Annotated in this window: 15 protein-coding genes; 7 read left to right on the top strand and 8 right to left on the bottom strand. The window is 34.4% G+C overall.

All coding sequences use genetic code 11. From position 1 onward, the window contains the following. Positions 1 to 4: 4 nt before the first annotated feature. The 8 genes from ROY99_02740 to ROY99_02775 form a co-directional block, all read right to left on the bottom strand. Positions 5 to 604: a hypothetical protein gene (locus tag ROY99_02740; GenBank protein ID MDT3695280.1), complete on the bottom strand. Its 600-nt coding sequence runs from the start codon at positions 602 to 604 to the stop codon at positions 5 to 7. Between the two features lie 469 nt (positions 605 to 1,073). Next, the gene (locus tag ROY99_02745; protein MDT3695281.1) at positions 1,074 to 1,607 is read right to left on the bottom strand and encodes a DUF4411 family protein; all 534 of its coding nucleotides are present in this window, start codon (positions 1,605 to 1,607) and stop codon (positions 1,074 to 1,076) included. Then, positions 1,604 to 2,791: an ImmA/IrrE family metallo-endopeptidase gene (locus ROY99_02750; protein ID MDT3695282.1), complete on the bottom strand. Its 1,188-nt coding sequence runs from the start codon at positions 2,789 to 2,791 to the stop codon at positions 1,604 to 1,606. The genes ROY99_02745 and ROY99_02750 overlap by 4 nt, the downstream gene beginning before the upstream one ends. Positions 2,792 to 3,142: 351 nt before the next feature. Next, positions 3,143 to 3,964 carry a hypothetical protein gene (locus tag ROY99_02755; protein ID MDT3695283.1) on the bottom strand — a complete coding sequence of 274 codons (822 nt, stop codon included), beginning with the start codon at positions 3,962 to 3,964 and terminating at the stop codon, positions 3,143 to 3,145. Between the two features lie 378 nt (positions 3,965 to 4,342). Beyond that, complete coding sequence (gene clpB, locus ROY99_02760; protein MDT3695284.1) at positions 4,343 to 6,958, bottom strand: ATP-dependent chaperone ClpB; 2,616 nt, start codon at positions 6,956 to 6,958, stop codon at positions 4,343 to 4,345. A 101-nt stretch (positions 6,959 to 7,059) separates the two neighbouring features. Then, entirely contained in the window at positions 7,060 to 8,967 is a 1,908-nt protein-coding gene (htpG, locus tag ROY99_02765; protein ID MDT3695285.1) for a molecular chaperone HtpG, read from the bottom strand. Positions 8,968 to 8,991: 24 nt separating this feature from the next. Then, a complete protein-coding gene (locus ROY99_02770) occupies positions 8,992 to 9,927 on the bottom strand; it encodes a J domain-containing protein (protein MDT3695286.1) in 936 nt (311 codons plus the stop codon). Between the two features lie 156 nt (positions 9,928 to 10,083). Continuing rightward, a complete protein-coding gene (locus tag ROY99_02775; GenBank protein MDT3695287.1) occupies positions 10,084 to 10,548 on the bottom strand; it encodes an Hsp20/alpha crystallin family protein in 465 nt (154 codons plus the stop codon). A gap of 312 nt (positions 10,549 to 10,860) precedes the next feature. On the opposite strand from ROY99_02775, the gene mnmE reads away from it, so the two are divergent. The 7 genes from mnmE (at position 10,861) to ROY99_02810 (ending at position 21,472) form a co-directional block, all read left to right on the top strand. After that, complete coding sequence (gene mnmE / locus ROY99_02780) at positions 10,861 to 12,213, top strand: tRNA uridine-5-carboxymethylaminomethyl(34) synthesis GTPase MnmE (GenBank protein MDT3695288.1); 1,353 nt, start codon at positions 10,861 to 10,863, stop codon at positions 12,211 to 12,213. A gap of 78 nt (positions 12,214 to 12,291) precedes the next feature. Beyond that, a complete protein-coding gene (gene mnmG / locus ROY99_02785) occupies positions 12,292 to 14,169 on the top strand; it encodes a tRNA uridine-5-carboxymethylaminomethyl(34) synthesis enzyme MnmG (protein MDT3695289.1) in 1,878 nt (625 codons plus the stop codon). An 18-nt stretch (positions 14,170 to 14,187) separates the two neighbouring features. Continuing rightward, positions 14,188 to 14,874 (top strand): 16S rRNA (guanine(527)-N(7))-methyltransferase RsmG, encoded by a 687-nt coding sequence (rsmG, locus tag ROY99_02790; protein ID MDT3695290.1) that lies wholly within the window; start codon positions 14,188 to 14,190, stop codon positions 14,872 to 14,874. A gap of 36 nt (positions 14,875 to 14,910) precedes the next feature. Continuing rightward, the gene (locus tag ROY99_02795; protein ID MDT3695291.1) at positions 14,911 to 15,696 is read left to right on the top strand and encodes a phosphatase PAP2 family protein; all 786 of its coding nucleotides are present in this window, start codon (positions 14,911 to 14,913) and stop codon (positions 15,694 to 15,696) included. A 3-nt stretch (positions 15,697 to 15,699) separates the two neighbouring features. Then, complete coding sequence (gene mfd / locus ROY99_02800) at positions 15,700 to 19,098, top strand: transcription-repair coupling factor (protein MDT3695292.1); 3,399 nt, start codon at positions 15,700 to 15,702, stop codon at positions 19,096 to 19,098. A 178-nt stretch (positions 19,099 to 19,276) separates the two neighbouring features. After that, positions 19,277 to 19,732, top strand: coding sequence for a hypothetical protein (locus ROY99_02805; protein ID MDT3695293.1), 456 nt, complete (start codon positions 19,277 to 19,279; stop codon positions 19,730 to 19,732). Positions 19,733 to 19,999: 267 nt separating this feature from the next. After that, entirely contained in the window at positions 20,000 to 21,472 is a 1,473-nt protein-coding gene (locus ROY99_02810) for a catalase (protein MDT3695294.1), read from the top strand. The last annotated feature ends 164 nt before the right edge of the window (positions 21,473 to 21,636 follow it).

Below are 21,636 nucleotides of genomic sequence, written 5' to 3' on the forward strand. Positions count from 1 at the left end.
ATAATTAAACGTAATTACCATTCAAGGTTAATTCATTTGAAAGATATACTGATGTGTTTGGATAAAACAATTCACTCTCTGTAAATCCGGTGTTACTGCCTTCAAAATCAATCAACTTACAGCCAGCACCATCATCATAGATTCCGCTGTAGTAAGAAACCTGAGTCATAAAGATGGCGGCGGTATATAATCTGTTGATCATTGAATCTCCGTTAAGCCCCTCCTGGATAACAACAGTTCTTTGTTCTTCGTTTAATAAGTAAAATTCTTCGGCGTCGAATAAATCCTTACTTTTTGTACAAAGATCTGAAATAAAAAATCCACAAAGGGGTTTGAACGAATAATATTCATCATAAAATATTTTAATCAGGTTGGGATCTTTTTCATCAGCACCTGGTATTACTGTGGTTACAAATGCGCTTAGGCTCAGCTCGTTGGTTTTGTTTTCACTTTTATATTTATCTGGATAGCAGCCTGTCAGATATTTGATTTGTGAGCATCCGGTTATTACAGCAGCAGCTGCCAGCGAAAAACTTCTAATAAATTTTTTACGGGTAATTCTTGTTTTAATTACCATTTCTTCTGATTGTTTAATTGTGCTCATCGCTTTATTTACTCTTCATTAATTCTTCCTGAGCAATTATCAAAAAGATAGGAGCGATATTTGTCAAAGAGTTGTAAAATACCGGTAAAAAATACTAAGAGGATTTTATGCAGCACTCTAAAATAACAGGTAGCCGCAACTTTCAAGTTGCGTTCTTATATCTATTCCTCAAGCTTCAGTCTGCGTTTAAAGTTAATTTCGGCAGACATAAAGTCTGTGGCTAACAATTTTCGGGCAAGCACACGATTGTGACGTTCACAAATAAATCGTTTCGGAATCGTAAAATCCTCTTTCAGGAATGCGATTGACTTTTATTTTTTTACCTGGGTTGTGTTTTAAGTGTTTGAGCTAAAAATAAATTTTAAATCAACTATATCTTAAAACAATTGGTGAAGACGAGGGATTGAGTAATTGTTCAAATATTAAATTGGAATATTATTATGGTAGTGAATGAGAAGTAATTTTTAAATTATGATTTTTTCCAGCCAGTACTAAAATTCAATTCTTTTATCATTTGAAAATTGTTGATGCACCGAATTTTAAAATCATTACAAACATCGGGGATATGACGATTTGCCCCCTGACTTTTTGGTTTGGAAGACTCTGTGGTCACTATACATCTATTCTCAATATCTCTAAGCGCATAAGATATTAAGAACGGATCCCGCCCTATTTTTTTTAACTGATCATCCGTTGGATTGGGAAGATAACCACCATACGTAATCCTGGCAACTAGGTCCTGTTCTGCTTGTTCTATAAAAAGTAAGGCATCTTTAACTTCTTTACTTGCAGCCCAATCAGCAAGTTCATCCATTTCGCCATCTTTATCCCGAGTATCTGAAAATTCTTCATATACCTCAATTGGAATTTTTATTTTCCCTTGCTGACCCTGATAGACAAGCCACTCCCAGAATTCCGGAACTCGTGAGATAGGATAATAATCTCTCTTTGCATCTATGAGAGTGTTTGCATCGAGCAGATATAGAGAAGAATACTTTTTCATAAATATTGTTCAGGTTGAAAAAGTCTATGCACTTTTAGTGGTTTTATCTCTAATAGCATCCCGGCTTTTGTTGTTGTTAACGCACCGGCATATGTTAATCGTTGAACCAACTCAACAAGTGAACCTAGCTTATAGTTCTTTATCACATAATAATCGGGTCCACCTTCTTTCAGCTTATTTTTCTCCCGCTCCATTTTTTGTTTTTCCATCCAACTGTTAAGATAAAAATCACGTAATTGCTGCCATACTGGTTCTTTGATTTTTCCACTCTTGTATAATCGATAGGCTAGGTGGGTACTGCTAAGTTTCTTTAAAGATGCGTATTGGGATATTTCAGATTTTAAATTATCAAAATTATTCAAAGCCGGATTAAACTTTTCAAATTCAATTTGAGGAAGTAAAAATTCGCTAGCCACGTCATTACAGAATTTTTCAATTCTCTTTTCAGCATAATATCCACTAATGCCAGTTTTTCCCAAAACTAAATGAACTAGTTCATGAATAAGCGTGAAAGACCAGGCTGATTCAGAATCCTGATCATTGATTACTATAAATGGGGCAATGTCATCAGCGAGTGCAAATCCTCTAAAAGCTGTTACTGCAATATTTGTATGATAGGATCCCAGATTACCCTTAAGTAGAACAAAAACACCAATTCCTTCAATCTTTTGGCGTAAGTATCTAAAAGCTTCTTTGTGGTTAGGTTGATTCCTGAAGTCATCAAGGTCAATATTTATTGTAGTTCGAATTGTTTGGACAACAGGCTTCACACCATCCGAGATTTTATTTTTTCCAATGAACCGCAGTTTTATTTCCTCATCAGCTTCAATTAATGTTTCGCGGATTGTACTTTGTCGTGCTTTAATATCTCTTATTAAAATGTCAACATTGATATTTTCGATTTCATCAAATTGATCAGGCAGAGTTCTGAAATCCTCACCCCGATCGCCTTTGATTGGTGGCTTATCCAGATAAAAAAACAAAAGTGGCTGGCGATACTGTTGAGACATCCGGAGAAGCAAAGATCTGGATGGTTTTTTCTCACCGGATTCATAAGCAAGAAGTTTTTCAACTGCGTGCAGTTTTTTGTCGTCTTTAATGTTTAGTTTTTTTGCAGCTTCTCCAACCGATAGAAGAGAATTCTTTCTAGCCCACTCGAGAATACTATGTTTTATTTTTGGCATAATGGTGGAAAAATTTTTTACTTAAAATAAAATTCATCAAAGAATCTTGTAACTAAATTAATAAAATCTATCCAAATATATCACAATTGATAATTTTCAAAGAGAATTCTTCCCCCAAAAAGCAACTGGAAGAAATAAATTTTAACCCGCGACTTTAGTCGTGGGTAGCAAACGCAGAACGAATTCCTTTACGAACCGATTCGTCGGTTTTCGAAACTCAGTCCATACTTATCTGCAGACCTTGAAAATAGCGCAGCCGAAGAATATCAGAAACAAATGCTTATACAAAAGACTGCTATTATAAATAACAAGCTATCAGAAAGTAATAAATCTATGCAATTGCTCAATGGTTTATTTTAGTTCAGATATCCAAACAGAGGCAAATTTGCGGGCAGCCTCCACCGGCTCTTTACCAGCTCTGAAATAAAGCTTCCATTGTGGGTCTTTTCTTTCATACTCCGGATTAACAAAGACCTGCTTGTTCTTTACAGTGTTAAGTTGAGCATTAAAATCAATGTCTTTGCTATTTGAAAGAAACCTATCGAGCCATTTTTTAATTAATGGTTTTGGATTATTAACCGGAAAATCCTCATTCCACATTTTTAGATCAACAGCATAATTTTCCAATTGCTGGTCGTAATTTTGTTTGATTATGTTGTCTGTCTGAGGTGTATAAAAAGACTTCTCCGGATCATCAATATCTTTTAACTGTTGTTTTAGTTGGTTAATTACTTCTTCAAACATCGGCTTCTGATCGGCTTGAAGATTTTTCATATTGGCTTCCATTTCTTTAATGGAGTTACTAAGACTGGCTTTCTGTTCTTCTTTTAGCTCTTCAGAGTATTTTGGCTTCTCCGGTTCGTTCGGTTTTCTGGTTTCACGGAATTCATTGTATTTATTAATAAATTCCTGAGTGTTAACATATTCTTTAATTCTAATTCCAATCAACTCAACCATTTCAGCTCGGTCGTTAAGTGCAAGGCTTTTTAACACTTTAACATTTGGAATATAATAAGAAAGACCTGTGATATTATAGAGAACAGAGCTTTTGACATCATCTTCAGAAACTTTAAACTGTGCCAGAAGTTTCTTTAAATTATCGTCAATATATTTTTGAGTGATAAATCCAGACACAATAATCAAAACCGGCAAAAGAAAAAACAATTTTTTCATAGCATACCTCATAGTTTATTAAATAAATCAAAGTATTAAGATAAATGGGAAAAGAGTTTTCTGTTTTTACTTCCAAAACTATTCAATCATTACCGGGAATCTTTTAAAGTTAAGTTTATCAAAACTCTTATTTTGCTTCTGCCGTAATATTCTTATTTGATTTTTAAGTATCAACAATACGCAGGTAACTTATTACAAAAATTCTTATCACAACTTCTTTATTCTTCTCAAAAAAAATATTAAGAGAAAATAATGCTCAACCAACGGCTTCTGTCGGAGAAAACAAACATAGATTATGCTCCACTTGTTTATTAAACTTAAAGTTATGCTTCAATCCTATACTAAATCCAGGGCGGGCATAATTGGTATTACAAAGCACTATTTACTAAACGAAAGCCTTGCGTTATTACCGACTGAAATTTTTATTGTATCGCCATCAACAAAGTTACCGGCAAGCAATTCCTGAGAAAGAGGATTAATAAGATATTTTTGTATAACTCTCTTTAATGGACGAGCGCCAAATGTAACATCATAGCCAAGCTGAGCCAACCAATCTTTTGCATCATCTGAAACTTCAAGAATCATTTCCTTTTCCTTCAACATTTTCTTTACTCGTTCAAGCTGTATATCAACAATTTTTCTTATTTCAGATTTAAGCAGCGGTTTAAAGAGGACTATCTCGTCAATTCTGTTTAAGAACTCGGGACGAATTGTTCTTCTTAATAAATCATGCATCTGTTCACGCAGCTGTCCTAAAATTTCTTCTGCATTTTGCTCATTATATGATTCAAGTTTATCCTGAATAATGTGCGATCCAATATTTGAAGTCATAATAATAATAGTGTTCTTAAAGTTGACAGTTCTTCCCTGGTTATCTGTTAATCTTCCGTCATCCAAAACCTGTAACAACACATTAAAGACATCTGAGTGTGCTTTTTCAATCTCATCAAGCAATACAACAGAATAAGGTCTTCTTCTGACAGCTTCTGTTAATTGTCCGCCTTCTTCATAACCAACATAACCCGGAGGAGCTCCAATCAAACGAGAAACAGAAAACTTTTCCATATACTCACTCATATCAATTCGTATCATTGCATGTTCATCATCAAATAATACTTCGGCTAATGCTCGTGCAAGCTCTGTTTTTCCAACACCGGTAGTTCCGAGAAATATAAACGAACCAATCGGACGATGTATATCCTGCAATCCTGAGCGCGAACGGCGGATTGCATTTGCAACTGCAGCAACAGCTTCATCTTGTCCAACAACACGATGGTGAAGTTCATCTTCAAGCCGTAATAATTTGCTTCTCTCACTTTCAAGCATTCTGCTTACAGGAATTCCTGTCCATTTAGCAACAACCTCAGCAATATCCTCAGCGTCAACTTCTTCCTTTAACATTTTTTTATCTTTTTGGGCATCTGCAAGTTTTTTAGTTTCTTCCTTCAGTTTCTTCTCAAGATCTACAATCTTTCCATAGCGGATTTCAGCAACTTTGCCAAGATTACCTTCGCGTTCGAATCGTTCTGCTTCAAGTTTAAGATTTTCAATTTCACTTTTCATTGAACGGATCTTCTGAATGTTTTCTTTTTCAAGATCCCAGTGTAATCTTAGTTCAGTTCGTTCTTCATTAAGCGCGGTTAATTCTTTTTCAAGCTCGTCCAGCCTTTTTGCCGAGGCATCATCTTTTTCTCTCTTTAATGCTTCGCGCTCTATCTCAAGCTGTTTTACTTTTCTTTCAAGAATATCAAGCTCTTCGGGCATAGAATCAATTTCAATTCTTAATTTTGATGCAGCTTCATCTATCAAATCAATCGCTTTGTCTGGAAGAAACCTGTCTGTTATATATCTTTCTGAAAGCTGAGTTGCTGCTACAATAGCTCCGTCTGTTATTCGAACACCGTGATGAACTTCGTAACGTTCTTTAAGTCCCCGAAGAATTGATATAGTATCTTCTTCAGATGGTTCTTCGATCAAAACTGGTTGAAATCTTCTTTCGAGAGCAGCATCTTTTTCGATGTGTTTTTTATATTCATCAAGTGTTGTTGCACCAACTGCGTGCAATTCACCACGAGCCAAAGCAGGTTTTAAAATATTTGCTGCATCCATTGCTCCTTGTGTTGCACCTGCACCGACAAGCGTATGGAGTTCATCAATAAAGAGAATAATCTCTCCATTAGATTCCTGCACTTCTTTAATTACTGCTTTTAATCTTTCCTCAAATTGCCCTCGGAATTGTGTGCCTGCAATAAGAGCTCCCATATCGAGTGCTACAATTCTTTTGCTCTTTAAATTTTCTGGAACATCGCCTGTAATAATTCTATGTGCAATGCCTTCTGCAATTGCAGTCTTCCCTACCCCGGGTTCACCAATTAAAACAGGATTGTTTTTCGTTCTTCGCGTAAGCACCTGCAGTACTCTTCTAATCTCATCATCTCTTCCAATAACCGGATCAAGTTTTCCTTGTTTAGCAAGTTCATTCAAATCTCTTCCATACTTTTCAAGTGATTGATAAGTATCTTCGGGGTTTTGAGATGTAACTCGTTGAGTTCCTCTAACTGTTTTTAGTGCAGAAAGAATATCTTTATAGGTTATTCCATTATCTCTTAATAACTGTCCGGCTTTTCCCTTATCATTAGATAAAGAAAGCAAAATATGTTCGGTTGATACATATTCATCTTTTAGATTCTTTGCTTCTTCGGCAGCTTCATCAAAAAGCTTTGCAAGAGTTTGAGACATTTGCTGATTGCCCAAACCGGTTCCGCTTACTTTTGGCAGTGCCTCGAGAAGTTGAACAACTTTAAGTTTTACTGCATTAAAATTTCCGCCGGTTTTTTTAATAACACTTTCGGCAACATTTCCGCTTTCCTGCACAATTGCGGCAAGAATATGTTCAGGTTCAACAATTTGATTTGTATAATTTTGCGCTATCTCTATTGCAGTCTGAACAATTTCCTGTGCTTTTACTGTAAGTCTATTAAAATTGAATGACATAGTTTTTTTCCTTTCTTAAAGTCGTCTTTGACAGGCTCAGACTGACAATTTTCTTGTGTCACGCTAAGCGAAGTCGAACTTTGACGACAACGACAGTCCATCTAACCCTTGCTTTTATTATACAACTCGCTGGCTTCTGTTAACATCTTAGTTAATCTGTTTACAAGTTTATGCGGATCATCCAGACTACCTTCAAGCAATAATGCCGACTCATAAAGCTGTTCTGTTGTATCAACAATAAACTGATCGTTTTCATTTTTCTTAAACACACTTACCAGATTAATTACAAGCTTATGATCTTTATTTATTTCCATCAATCTTTTTTGAGCCGGCATCGATAATCCCTGATTTGACATCTTCAATATTTTCTGCATAGTTGATGACATTGTATCATCCGGATTTATCAAAGTAGCCGGACTCCCCTTCAGCCTTTTTGATTCGTGAACTTCTGTAACTCTATCACCAAGGATTTCTTTCATCTTTAACATCAATCTGCCGAATGCTTTATCGTCTTCTTTGTTCAATTTTTCTTTTGGCTTTTCATCCTTAATAACATCCTCAAGTTTTTCAATATCTTTTAAGTTTGCAGCGTCAACAGATTTAAAATCAAAATCTTTATGCTTACGAATAGAAGTCATCACAAATTCATCAACCGGATCGTATAAATAAAGCACTTCCAAACCCTTCGATTTAAATATCTCAAGGTGTGGATTCATATCAATTGCTTCTCTGCCGGAACCAAGCGCATAATAAATATCTTTCTGATCCTTTTTCATTCTTCCCACATATTCCTGCAGAGAAACAAGTTCTTTTTCATCTTTGCTTTCGGATGAATTAAATCTTAACAAAGCCTGATATTTTTCCATATTTGTAAAATCCATATATCCAAGCTTAAAAATTCTTCCATGTTCTTTCCAGAACTCTGCATAACGCTCAGGCGAATCCTTTGCAATCTTTGTTAAATGTGAAAGGACATTGTTCGTTACGCTCTGTGAAATTTTTGTGAAAATTATATTTTCCTGCAAAGTTTCTCTTGAGATGTTTAGCGGCAGATCTTCAGAATCAACCACTCCTTTAACAAAACTCAGATATTCGGGGAGCAAATCTTTATTCTGATGTTGAATCAGAACTCTTCTCACATACAAATCCAATCCGTAGTCATCACGATTCCAACGCCAAAATTCATAGCTTTTCTTCGGAATGAAAAGTAATGTATTGAACTGTATCGGTGCATCAACAGATGTGTGAATAGTTTCAAGAGGCTCTTCGTTATCATAGGTCAGAAACTTGTAGAACTCATCATACTGTTCTTTTTTAATAGATGATTTCGGTTCACGCCAAAGGGCTGCGATTGTGTTGATCTTCTCATTCTCAAGATAGATCGGGAATGAAATAAAGTTTGAATGTTTTTTAATTATGGATTCAAGACGATGTTTTTCAGCAAATTCTTTTGCTTCATCTTTCAAATGGATTTCAATTGTTGTTCCGCGCTTTGATTCCTCACTTAATTCAGAAATTTCATAATCACCAAGACCATCTGATTTCCATTCAACAGCAGGCTCATCATTTTTATAAGATTTTGTCCTTAACACAACCTCTTTGGCTACCATAAAAACAGAATAGAAACCGATTCCAAATCTTCCAATAATATTGTTGACAGCTTCTTTATTTTCAGATAGTTGTTGTAAAAATTCTTCTGATCCTGATTTTGCAATCGTTCCGATATTCGCAATCAACTCATCACGGGTCATTCCAATTCCAGTGTCTGTAATTGTAACAAGATTTTTCTTGTCATCAAAAGCTATCTTTATTTCCAATGGAAGATCTTTATCAAAAATATCAGTCCCTTTATTTGATTCAAACCGGATTTTATCCAAAGCATCTGAAGCATTTGAAATTAACTCACGTAAAAAAATATCTTTACTTGTATAAAGTGAGTGTACAAGAATATCAAGCAATTTTTTTGTTTCAGCTTTAAATTCAAATTTTGTTTTAGTTGTCTCTGTCATTTTATCTCCTTTGCTCGAATGACATTATTCTGGTCTTAATGATTTTAACTTATTAAATAATTCTTTCTCTTCCCTGTTAAGATTTTTGGGAACTGTAACGTGAATATTTATGAATAAATCTTTCCGCACTCCATTCTCAATCTGTCCCAATCCTTTAAGTCTTAAAACTTTTTCAGATTCTGTTCCCTCCGGAATACTCACACTTACTGTTTTCCCATCAAGTGTTTCGATACTCTCTTTCCCACCAAGAACAGCAGTATATAAATCAATATCAAGATTGTAAAAAAGCTGGTTATCTTTTATTTCATAAAAAGGATGTTGAAGAACGTGTATGGTTAAAAACAAATCTCCTTTTATTCCGCCGGCAGTTTTTGATCTACCCAAGCCTTTTAATCTAAGTTTTTGTCCATCTTTTGTTCCAGCGTTAATTTTCACCTTTAGCTTTTTCCCATCAACATTTATTGTCTTTTCACTTCCGTTAAAAACATCCTCAAGCGAAACATTTAAGACAGCTTGAACATCCACTGCTGTTCTTTGCTGACTTGTTCTTCCTCCGCTAAATCCCCTGCCGCCTCCAAAAAACGATTCAAAGAAATCTGAAAATCCCCCGCCCATACTGCCAAAGATATCACCAATATCACCACTGAATTCATAGGCAGCGCCTGATCCCGAACTTCTTCCACCGCCAAAGTGAGCAAAGAAATCATCAAACCCCTGCCCGCCAGTGTGTTGGTATTGTTTCCAGTTTGCCCCAAGCGTATCATACTTTTTACGTTTTTCAGGGTCACTCAAAACTTCATTAGCCTCTGTAATTTCTTTAAACTTTTCTTCAGCAGCTTTATTCCCCTGATTACGATCAGGATGGTATTTCATCGCAAGCTTACGATATGCTTTTTTGATTTCGCCCTGCGTTGCTGATTTTTCTACACCGAGTATTTTATAATAATCTTTGTATTCCATTTTGTAGAAATTAACTTATATCACTTTTTAAATTTACTAAAATTGTTTCTTCAACATCATCAGATACTGTATTCTTTTGATTTGCATAACAGTTTTTTCTTTAATAAAAAAAGGGTAACCGAACAGCTACCCTTTTCATCATCATCTACTCTTTTCTTATTTCACTTTGATTTCTATTTCTTTCGGCTTTGCTTCTTCGGCTTTTGGAATAGTAATAGTTAACTGTCCATTTGCAAATTCAGCATTTATTTTCTCTTCCTGAATCAATTCAGGCAGATTAAATGATCTGAAATATTTACCATAAGATTTTTCTATTCTATGGCTCTTTGCATCCTTAGTTTCTTCCTCCTGAACTCTTTCACCACTGATATTCAATTTACCATTTGAAAAAGAGATTTTAACATCTTCTTTTTTGATTCCAGGTAAATCAATTTTTAATGTATAATTATCTTTGTTTTCATAGATATCAGTCAATGGCATCCAAACTGCATTTTCATACTCTGTATCTATTTCTTTGCTCTTTGAAATACCAAAACGGTTCTCAAGCGAACTAAACATTTTGTTAAACTCTCTTTCGAAATCAATAAGATCTCTAACGGGATTAAATCTTACTAGTGTCATTTTAAGTCTCCTTATTTATATATTTTAGTTAATTGTTTAATTTCAAATTCGATTCATATTAAGCAAGCAGTGTGCCGGGCTTGTAAAATCACTGTAACTCATTGTATTATATTGGGTTATGGGATTTTCAGATTTTTATTTGTTTACTGTCATATTGGCTAACAAAATGACAAACATCTCAAATAATGCAAATAATCGTCATATTTAACTGTCGTAATGTCAATTTACTTGATAGGCCATATTGTTAATTAAATATTGAATTATCTTTTATTATTAACTATTTTTGCAATCTTAAGTTTGAGCATTATTAAAGTGAAAGAAGATACAATTATTGCATTGGCAACCCCAGCTGGAGTTGGTGCCATCTCGGTTATCAGAGCAAGCGGCCCAAAGGCTTTTACTGTTGTTGATAAATTCTTTTTCGGAAAAACCAGAATCGAAAATGCAGCAACACACACACTTCATTATGGTAATATTAAAAATCATGATGGGGAACTTGTTGATGATGTTTTAATATCCGTTTTCAGGGCTCCAAATTCATACACTGGAGAAGATAGCGTTGAAATTAGCACTCACGGAAATCCACTCATTGTTCAAAAAGTAATCGAGCTTTTAATTGGTGTTGATGATGTTAGAACAGCAGAACCAGGTGAGTTTACAAAGAGAGCATTTTTAAATAATCGTATTGACCTGACAAAAGCTGAAGCAGTTGCAGATATTATTAATTCGCGTACTGAAGCCTCGTTTCGTGGTGCAAGAAATCAACTAGATGGATTTTTATCAGCAAAAGTTAATGATTTAAGATCTCAGTTGCTTAATGTATCATCGTTTATAGAATTGGAATTAGACTTTGCTGAGGAAGACATTGAATTTGTTAATATGGATGAGTTGTTAAAAAGAATAGACTCAATAATCATTGAAATCGATACATTATTAGAAAGTTACGGATTTGGCAGAGTAATTCGTGATGGAGTGAACGTTGCAATAGTTGGTAAACCGAATGTGGGAAAATCATCATTATTAAACTATATTCTTAAAGAATCTCGTGCTATAGTAAGCGAAATACCGGGGACTACTCGAGATGTAATACGAGAAGAGGTCTCAATTGATGGAATTCTTTTCAGGCTTTTTGATACGGCAGGAATTCGCATATCTGAAGATACAATTGAGAAGGAGGGTATTTTCAGAAGTCAGGAAACTGTAAAGAATTCAGATGTGATTATTTTTCTTGAGGATGTTAAACAAGGGGATTCAAAAGAACTTCATATTGATCTGCTAAAATTAACCAACCCAGATAAAGTAATTAAAGTATTAAATAAAATTGACTTAGATTCCACCTCTGAAATCAGCGCAGATGTCAAAATCTCAGCTAAGACAGGGGAGGGGATTGGCCAATTATTTTTGAAATTGAAAGAAAAAGTAATCGGTTCGGGTAGTTATACTGAAAAAACTGCCATAGTTACAAATCTCAGACACCATAACTGTCTGAAGAAGTCCAGAGAAAATCTTATGAATGCCAGAGAATCAGTTTTAAAGAAAATGAGCGGTGAGTTTATATCTGTGGATCTAAGAAATGCAGAAATGAACCTTGCTGAGATAATCGGTGAAGTTACAACAGAAGATATTTTAAATAACATTTTTATGAAATTTTGTATTGGAAAGTAAATTTAGTTTCACGTGAAACCAAAACAATTGCTATTCTGCACCTAATTTGTTTCACGTGAAAAGAAAAAATTAAAAGTAATGAAGAAATTTGATATTGTTGTGGTTGGAGGTGGACACGCTGGAATTGAAGCTGCTTCTGTTGGAGCCAGAATGGGATGTTCAGTGGGTTTAATTACAATGGATAGATTTGCACTTGCCAGACTTTCTTGCAATCCGGCTATTGGTGGAACAGCAAAGGGACATTTAGTACGTGAAATTGATGCTCTTGGTGGAATTATGGGAAAAATTGCAGATCCCACAGGAATACAATTTAGGATGCTCAATAAATCAAAAGGTCCTGCGGTTTGGTCTTTAAGATGTCAGTCAGATAGAAAATTGTATTCTGAAGAAGCTTATCAGGTAATTAGTTCCACAGAAAATTTAGAGATCGTTGAAGATTCCGCAATTGGAGTTATCGCAGAAAATGGAAGAGTAGTTGGTGTAAAAACACAAAGCGGGAGAGATATACTTTGTAAGACTTTGATTCTTTCATCCGGAACTTTTCTAAATGGATTAATGCATACCGGGTTAAACAAAACAACGGGCGGAAGACATGGAGAACAATCATCAACAGGCATTACAGAATCATTGGTAAGTTTGGGTTTTGAGTATGGAAGACTCAAAACTGGTACGCCACCAAGATTAAAGAAAGATACAATTAATTGGGCTGTACTCGAAGAACAGCCGGGAGATGAAAATCCTGAACCTTTTTCATATCAGACTGATATTTCAAAATTCCCTTTTCTTCCACAAGTAAGTTGTCATATCAGTTACACGGATAAAGAAGTCCACAAAACTTTGGAAAAGGGATTTGAATTTTCACCAATGTTTACTGGACGAATACAGGGTGTTGGACCACGTTATTGTCCTTCTATAGAAGATAAGATAGTTCGTTTTTCTGATAAAGAAAAACATCAGCTGTTTTTGGAACCTGAGGGACTTGACAGCGATCTGATTTATCTAAATGGATTTTCTTCATCACTACCAGCAGAAATTCAATATGAAGCATTAAAGAAAATTAAAGGCTTAGAAAATGCTGAGATGGTTCGTCCAGGTTATGCTGTTGAATATGATTTTTTTCCACCACATCAAGTTGATTCAACATTGGAAACCAAAATAATTGAAGGGCTATATTTTGCTGGACAGATTAATGGAACTTCCGGATATGAAGAAGCGGCTGCCCAAGGTTTGATGGCTGGTATTAATGCCGCGCTTAAAATTCAAGGGAAACCTGAATTTATTCTGAAGAGAAGTCAAGCATATATCGGAGTTTTAATTGATGATCTTGTTACAAAATCTACAGACGAGCCTTATAGGATGTTTACTTCAAGAGCAGAACATAGATTATTGCTCAGACAGGATAATGCAGATAGAAGACTTATGAAATATGGATTTGACTTCGGTTTGATTCCTAAAGAATTGTTTGAAAAAGTCAACTTTAGAGAAAAAACAATTGTTGGTGGTGTTGATTATTGTCGAACTAAAAAATATCATGCCAGAGAAATTAATTCATTTTTAAATGCAACAAATTCCAATGAAATAGATTCAACTGAGACAATTTCAAAGCTGTGCAAAAGACCTGAAATAAATCTTAGGCAGCTGTTGGAATTTAACGGGTCAATTAACGAAAAAGCTGCGATTGATTTGTTAAACGATGAAATCGCTCTTCAACAAACAGAAATCGAACTGAAATATGAGGGTTATATTCAGAGACAATTTGAAGCTATTGCAAAACTTGAACGATATGAAACAACTGCAATTCCATTGAATTTTGATTTTAATAAAATCAGACATTTATCAACAGAAGGGAAAACTAAATTGAACAAAGTAAAACCTCGCTCAATCGGGCAAGCTTCGCGTATCTCTGGAGTAACGCCTTCAGATATTTCTATTTTGTTGGTATATTTAAAGAACTAATTTTTAAGGTTTTTACTAATGCCGCCTTCCAAACAAGAAATTTATCTTAAAGAATTACAAGACTACTGCTGGGATAATGGTTTTAACCCAGAACCAATGCGCAATGAGAGACTTGCCTTCTACGCAAATCTTGTTGTTGAAAAAAATAAAAATGTCAATCTGATATCCAGGAAGGATGAAACAAATATTATTGAAAATCATATTTTCATCTCGGCATACATAACACAATTTCTTCCTGAAAAGGTAACAAGATTTTTAGATATTGGAACTGGGGGCGGTTTCCCAGGAATTCCACTTGCAATAATGAGACCCGATCTTAGGGGTGTTCTTGCAGACTCAACAAGTAAAAAAATTGATGCAGTAAAAGAGTTTATTGATAAGCTTAAGATAAGTAATGTTGCTGCCGAAAATGCCCGAGTAGAAAGTCCAGAGTTTATTGAAAAATATAAAGAGAGTTTTGACTTAATTGTAAGCAGAGCTGTCGTTCCACTAATAATTCTTTTCAGATATGCTCTTCCTCTTGTAAAAAACAGAGCATTTATTTTTGCAATGAAAGGCGGAGATCTTGAAAGCGAATTTCAAAAAGCTGAATTAAAGTATAAATCATTTATAAAAAAGTCTACAGTTTATGAATTAGCTTATAAACCGACCAATATCAGAAATAAGAAAGGAAAGAAATTAGTAGTAATAGAATTACAAAAATAATTATAAAACCATTTTAAATATTCTCTTGCCTCATTAATGAGATCTCATCTCGTCATTTTATTACTTGTTCTCATTTCTTCTGTTTTATATCCACAAATTGAAGAAAATGCAGAAAAAGACTTCAGAAAATTTTTTGAAGTTGGGGGGGATGTATTGACCTCTCCGAAATATTTCAAATCAGATGACTGGATAAAACTATCGGCTACAATTGGAATAACCGGATTAGCTATGATTATTGATGAAGACATCAAAGAATTTTCGCAATCCAACAAAACTGAATTCCTGAATCATATTTTTAAAATTGACGATTATTATCATATTGAATTTATGGTATCAAGCATAGCCGTATTCTATTTATATGCTTTGATAGATAAGAATAATGAGATGAGAAATCTTTCATTGCGGCTGGCTGAAGCAACAGCATATAGTGAATTGATTAATCTAAGTATTAAGTTTATCAGTGGAAGAAGCCGCCCGTATTTTTCTGAATCAGCTTTCAAGTTTGATCCTTTAAAATTAAATTTTGATCAGACATCATTTCCTTCCGGTCATTCAACATTAGCGTTTGCATATTCCTCTGTGATAGCAAAAGAATACAACAATTTTTTATGGAAGTTTGGATGGTATGGTTTGGCAATTATAACTGCTTATGCAAGAGTTTACAATAATAAGCACTGGATTTCGGATATTGTTCTTGGTTCGGCAATTGGTTTGTTTGTTGGTGAGTATGTAAACAACCACAAAACAAATCAGCGGTTAAACACTTCAAATGACCCTGTATCTCCACCTCCGCCAATTATAATTCTCAAAATTCCTTTATAGATTATGAACAGATATGATTTTATTAAAATAAATTTTGATTCAATTATTATTGAAAATCTCAAAAGGTCGGATAGCATTCATATCAGTCCGCTTTATGGCTCTTCAAAAAGTTTTGCTGTAAGAGAATTATTTGAAATAGAAAAGCAAATAGTTCTGCTGTTTGCTGAAACTAAATTAGTAAATGAGATTAAAGTTGAACTAAGTGTTTTGGGTTTAACTGATCATCTGATTGTTATTGATGATTTTAATCTTGAGTTCATTCAGGAAAAACTCACCGAAATTTCTAAACGGGAAAAGTTTATTCTGATTTCTACATATCAGATATTATCTCTTAGTCTTCCGGAAAAAGAGAAAACAAATCATCTTACAACAAAAGTTTCTGTTGGTGGTGCATTGAAGTATGATGATTTAATTGAATATCTGAACTTGCTTGTTTATACAAAAGATAAATTTGTTGAAGCACCTGGTTATTATTCACAGCGGGGTGCAATCGTTGATTTCTGGTCATATTCAGAAAAAAGTCCGGCAAGATTAGAATTTGATGGAGATTTTATTGAGTCAATAAGATACTTTGATCCGGAAAGTCAGCGTTCTTTTGAAAGAGTTGAAGAGATAACCCTGGCGGCTGCTTTTGAAAATCAAGTTACTGAGTATAATTCTGATATTTTCAATTACTTAAATAATCCAGTATTCTTTGCATCTTCTTTTGAGCTGAATAACTTGACATCTCTTGACCGTGAACTTACAATCTCGCAGGAGAATGAGAATGCTGTTTTAAAAGATTCACAAAAAATTATTGATAAAGATGAGTTTCCTGAAATCGCAACCGAGCCATCATTAGAAGAATCAGTTAATCAAAAAATTGAGACAATTGGTTCTGTTCATTTATTTGATTATAAAAACGCCAAAGCACGGTGGGTTGTTGAAGAAGAAATCAATTCTGAAATTAGAGTTGATACTGGCATTTCTCTTTCACCGGTTATTAATTCAAATTATCAAATTTTATTTAGCACAATAAAAGAATTCTCTACAAAGAATTTCAATATTATCATCACCTCTGAAAATGAGCTGCAAACAAACAGATTAAAAGACTTGCTGCCGGAAATAAATCCTGAGCTTAGTGAATTTATTGAATCCGGTAAAATAAAAGTTGAAACACTGGCAATTAAAGAGGGATTTGTAAATCGAAAAGAGAGGCTTCTGATTCTAACTGATTATCAGATATTTAATAAGCCTTACAGAACAAAAATCTCTTCATCAAAAAAGCTCAAAAAATCCAAAGCAAAAAGTTTTTCGTCGATAAAACGCGGCGATTATGTTGTTCATGAAGACTATGGAATAGGGCAGTATGCAGGACTTGAAACAATAAAAATAGGCGATGCAAATCAAGAGTCTATGAAGATTCTTTATGCTGAAGGCGGAATAGTGTATGTAAATCTTAATTATCTCGCATTGGTTAAAAGATATTCATCAAACGAAAATCTGAAACCAACTTTGGCAGTTTTGGGAAGTGGTGAATGGCAAAACACAAAAGCAAAAACTAAAAAGAAAATCAAGGAAGCAGCCCGTGATTTAATCGAACTTTATGCAAAAAGAAAATCAACCGAAGGATTTAGATTTGCAACGGATTCTGTTTGGCAAAGAGAGCTTGAAGCATCTTTCTTTTATGAAGATACACCTGATCAGGCAAAGGCAAGTGAAGAAGTTAAACAGGATATGGAAGCACATAATCCAATGGATCGCTTGGTTTGTGGCGATGTGGGTTTTGGTAAAACTGAAGTTGCTGTACGGGCTGCATTTAAAGCTGTACAGGATGGAAAACAAACTTGTGTTCTTGTACCAACCACAATATTAGCTGAACAGCATTACAATACTTTTAAAGACAGACTTACACAATATCCCGTTAAAGTTGCTGCACTGTCAAGGTTTCAAACGAAAAAAGAGCAGACAGAAATATTAAAAAACCTTTCACAAGGTCAGATTGATATTTTGATCGGGACACACCGTTTACTTTCTAAAGATGTTAAGTTTAAAGATCTTGGATTGCTTATTATTGATGAGGAACATCGCTTTGGCGTGTCTGCAAAAGAAAAATTAAGACAAATAAAAGTTAATGTAGATACGCTCACATTAACCGCTACCCCGATTCCGAGAACATTAAATCTCTCATTGCTTGGTGCGCGGGATCTTTCAATAATTGCTACTCCGCCTCCAAACAGACAACCTATTTATACAAGTGTTTCAACTTTTGATTCAACCAAGATTCGTGAATGGATAATGAACGAATTAAATCGTAACGGACAAGTTTATTTTGTTCATGATCGGGTTTACTCAATTGATAAATTAGCTGATTATATCAGGCGATATGTTCCTGAAGCTAAAATCGCTGTTGCACATGGACAAATGAAACCAACACAGCTTGAAAATGTAATCTATGGATTTCTTAATCGTAAATTTGATGTGCTTTTATCAACCAAGATCATTGAATCCGGAATTGATATCCCTAATGTTAATACCATAATTATAAATCGGGCTGATAGGTTTGGACTTGCAGAGCTGCATCAATTGCGCGGAAGAGTAGGCAGAAGTGACAGGCAAGCTTACGCTTATTTTATTGTTCCTTCGTTAAGCGGAATTACTAAAAAAGCTTTACGCAGATTGCAGGCAATTGAAGAATATACTGAGATTGGTTCTGGTTTTAATGTTGCTATGCGTGATCTTGAAATTCGTGGAGCAGGTAATCTGCTTGGAACTGAGCAAACAGGGTTTATAAATGAGGTTGGTTTTGATCTTTATGTTAAGTTAATAAACGAAGCTGTTGAAGAATTAAAATATCAGGACTTTAAAGAAGTATTTAAATCGTTGCCTAAAATTGAAGAGCGGACAGAACCAACTATTGATTCATTTTTTGATATTGGAATTCCGGTTACTTATATGCCTGAACAAATGGACAGATTGAATTTTTACACTGCATTATATTCTGTTAAAAGTTTATCCGAAATTGAAGAGCTTAAAGAAGAAATGCTGGATAGATTTGGCATCCTCCCCGAAATTGTAAAACGATTGGTTTTAGCCGCAACACTTAAATTTTATGCTTCTTATGCTTTGTTTGAGCGAATTGCAATTCAAAGAAAAAATATTCACATTATTCTGCCGCGCGGAGAAAAAGAAGACTACTATAAAATCCGATTTGTTGAATTGATGAGATTCATTATGGATGAATCTGTTTATAAAGACAAAATAAAATTCAGCCAGCAAAAAGAAGTGATGAAACTTGTTCTTGAAAATAAATTCGAAAAACCAGAAGACATTCTATCCTTTCTTATCACCTTTTGCAGCAGGGTTGCAAAACTTTTTGGAAATGAGGTTAAGCTGAAAGCTGATGTAGAAGAAGCTGCTTAATTGGATTGATAATCGTTTTAATTTGAGTTAGTTTGCTTATGCGATTTAAGCTGATTGGTAATTACTATGAAGCCTCAGTTTATTATCAGTACACTGCTTTTTGTTTCCTTATTCAGGAAGTATCAATTCTATAATCTTTTCAGATTTATTATAATCAATTTTGTTTTAGGGAGTAGTTATGAAGACAAAGACTGTTTTTTTCATTGCAATTCTCCTGATACTTTTAATTTCAGAATTAGTTTTTGGACAAGATATCAGAGTTCACAACCTAATAGGTAAACCAAGAACAGAAATAATCAAAAAATATGGGAATCCTGTTCATCAGGATAAAAGCAATCCTGATATGATTTGTATGTTCTATGAAACAAAAACTTATAGAATGATTTTTGTTTCAGATAAAGTCACAGTTTATCAGGCAGAAGCATCTGTTTATTATGATTCGGAAGCCAAAGCGAGAAAAGCTGTTGATGATTTTATCAGCGAATCTGTTTCAGATGATTTTGTCGTTGATACTGTTTCGGTAAATGATTTTCACCTTTCCAAATCAGGTGTTAAATCAGATTTGCAGTTAAAAGAAAATAAAATCACAAAAAAATTTGATGTTACTGTTAAAGCCAGAAGATACTTAAACTGAACTTTAAGATGCTGAATTGATTTTATAACAAAGTATTTAATTAAACTTAATTTAACCTCTTCAAAATCAGTATGATTTTTCTGTTGCAGAATTATTTTGCTCAATGTTAGCTATATAACAGGATGTGTGGCTTGATAAAATCTTAGCTTTCTTTTATCGTATTATAAAACATCCTTTATGTGATCTGCAACTTGAATTCTTTTAAGAATAAATTATTATCAAATAATTTTACTATTTTGAAAAATAAAAATAGAAAGGTAAAGTATTATGGCTAATCAAGACAAAAAGAAAAAACTGTTTTCAGTTTCAGGAAGACCAATTGCTGAAAATCAAAATGTAAAAACAGCAGGCAAAAGAGGACCTATGCTGTTAGAAGATTTTTGGTTCCTGGAAAAGCTGGCTCATTTCGACAGGGAAGTAATTCCCGAAAGACGAATGCATGCAAAAGGCTCTGGTGCATTCGGAAAATTTACTGTAACTAACGATATTACAAAGTACACAAAAGCTAAACTGTTTTCTAAAATCGGAAAAGAAACTGAGGTATTTGTCAGATTCTCAACCGTTGCCGGAGAAAGAGGCGCTGCTGATGCCGAAAGAGATATCCGCGGCTTTGCAATGAAGTTTTATACTGAGGAAGGAAATTGGGACTTAACAGGTAATAATACTCCTGTTTTCTTCTTACGAGATCCTTATCGTTTCCCTGATTTAAATAAAGCAGTAAAGCGTGACCCTAAAACTAATCTACGAAGTGCCAACCACAATTGGGATTTTTGGACATTGCTTCCGGAAGCATTGCATCAGATTACAATTACTATGAGCGAAAGAGGAATTCCTAAATCATATCGTCATATGAATGGATATGGCAGCCACACTTTCAGCCTAATAAATTCTAAAAATGAAAGAGTGTGGGTTAAATTTCATTTTAAAACCGAGCAGGGAATTCAAAATCTTACAAACGAAGAAGCTGCTGCAATTATAGGAAAAGACAGAGAAAGCCACCAAAGAGATCTGTTCAATGCGATTGAAAGGGGAGACTTTCCGCGTTGGAAAATGAAAATTCAACTAATGACTGAAGAACAAGCAAAGAAGTGCCATTTTAATCCTTTTGATTTAACAAAAGTTTGGCCGCATTCTGATTATCCACTTATTGATGTTGGAGTATTGGAACTGAATAGAAATCCCGAAAATTATTTTGCAGATGTAGAACAAGCTGCTTTTAATCCTGCTAATGTAGTGCCCGGCATTGGATTTTCACCGGATAAAATGTTACAGGCAAGATTATTTTCTTATGGAGACGCTCAGCGATATAGATTGGGTGTAAATCATTATCAAATCCCGGTTAACAAACCTAAATGTCCGTTTCATAATTCTTCGCGAGATGGAGCAATGCGGATAGATGGTAATGAAGGCGGAACATTGCACTACTTTCCGAATAGTTATAATCAATGGGAAGAACAAAAAGATTATACTGACCCTGCTTTAAGTTTATATGGTGATGCTGATCATTATGATTTCAGAGAGGATGACAACGATTATTATACACAACCTGGAAATTTATTCCGTCTGATGAATGAAAAACAGCAAGAAGCATTGTTTAAAAATACAGCTGCAGAAGTTGGCGGTGCAGAAAAGTTTGTTCAGGAAAGACATATTAAGAATTGTTATAAAGCCGATCCGAATTACGGTAAAGGAGTAGCGGCTGCTTTAGGAATAGACATAAATAAAATTGATTTGAAATAAGTATAGGAAAATATTCAGATCATAAAAGTGTTAACTTAAACCGTAAAGAAACTTCTGAAGAAATTCAGTTGTAACTATTGATAATGATTGTTGCTGCTTCCTCAATTGCTGGTAAATTTTTCAGAGGTTTCTTTTTTGGTTATCTGTGCAAATAAGGAAAATTT

The organism is Ignavibacterium sp. (assembly GCA_032027145.1).
Taxonomy (GTDB): domain Bacteria; phylum Bacteroidota; class Ignavibacteria; order Ignavibacteriales; family Ignavibacteriaceae; genus IGN3.

Coding starts and splice junctions, on each gene's coding strand:
- ROY99_02740 (MDT3695280.1), bottom strand. CDS start 604: ATGAGCACAATTAAACAATCAGAAGAAATGGTAATTAAAACAAGAATT.
- ROY99_02745 (MDT3695281.1), bottom strand. CDS start 1,607: ATGAAAAAGTATTCTTCTCTATATCTGCTCGATGCAAACACTCTCATA.
- ROY99_02750 (MDT3695282.1), bottom strand. CDS start 2,791: ATGCCAAAAATAAAACATAGTATTCTCGAGTGGGCTAGAAAGAATTCT.
- ROY99_02755 (MDT3695283.1), bottom strand. CDS start 3,964: ATGAAAAAATTGTTTTTTCTTTTGCCGGTTTTGATTATTGTGTCTGGA.
- clpB (MDT3695284.1), bottom strand. CDS start 6,958: ATGTCATTCAATTTTAATAGACTTACAGTAAAAGCACAGGAAATTGTT.
- htpG (MDT3695285.1), bottom strand. CDS start 8,967: ATGACAGAGACAACTAAAACAAAATTTGAATTTAAAGCTGAAACAAAA.
- ROY99_02770 (MDT3695286.1), bottom strand. CDS start 9,927: ATGGAATACAAAGATTATTATAAAATACTCGGTGTAGAAAAATCAGCA.
- ROY99_02775 (MDT3695287.1), bottom strand. CDS start 10,548: ATGACACTAGTAAGATTTAATCCCGTTAGAGATCTTATTGATTTCGAA.
- mnmG (MDT3695289.1), top strand. CDS start 12,292: ATGAAGAAATTTGATATTGTTGTGGTTGGAGGTGGACACGCTGGAATT.
- rsmG (MDT3695290.1), top strand. CDS start 14,188: ATGCCGCCTTCCAAACAAGAAATTTATCTTAAAGAATTACAAGACTAC.
- ROY99_02795 (MDT3695291.1), top strand. CDS start 14,911: ATGAGATCTCATCTCGTCATTTTATTACTTGTTCTCATTTCTTCTGTT.
- mfd (MDT3695292.1), top strand. CDS start 15,700: ATGAACAGATATGATTTTATTAAAATAAATTTTGATTCAATTATTATT.
- ROY99_02805 (MDT3695293.1), top strand. CDS start 19,277: ATGAAGACAAAGACTGTTTTTTTCATTGCAATTCTCCTGATACTTTTA.
- ROY99_02810 (MDT3695294.1), top strand. CDS start 20,000: ATGGCTAATCAAGACAAAAAGAAAAAACTGTTTTCAGTTTCAGGAAGA.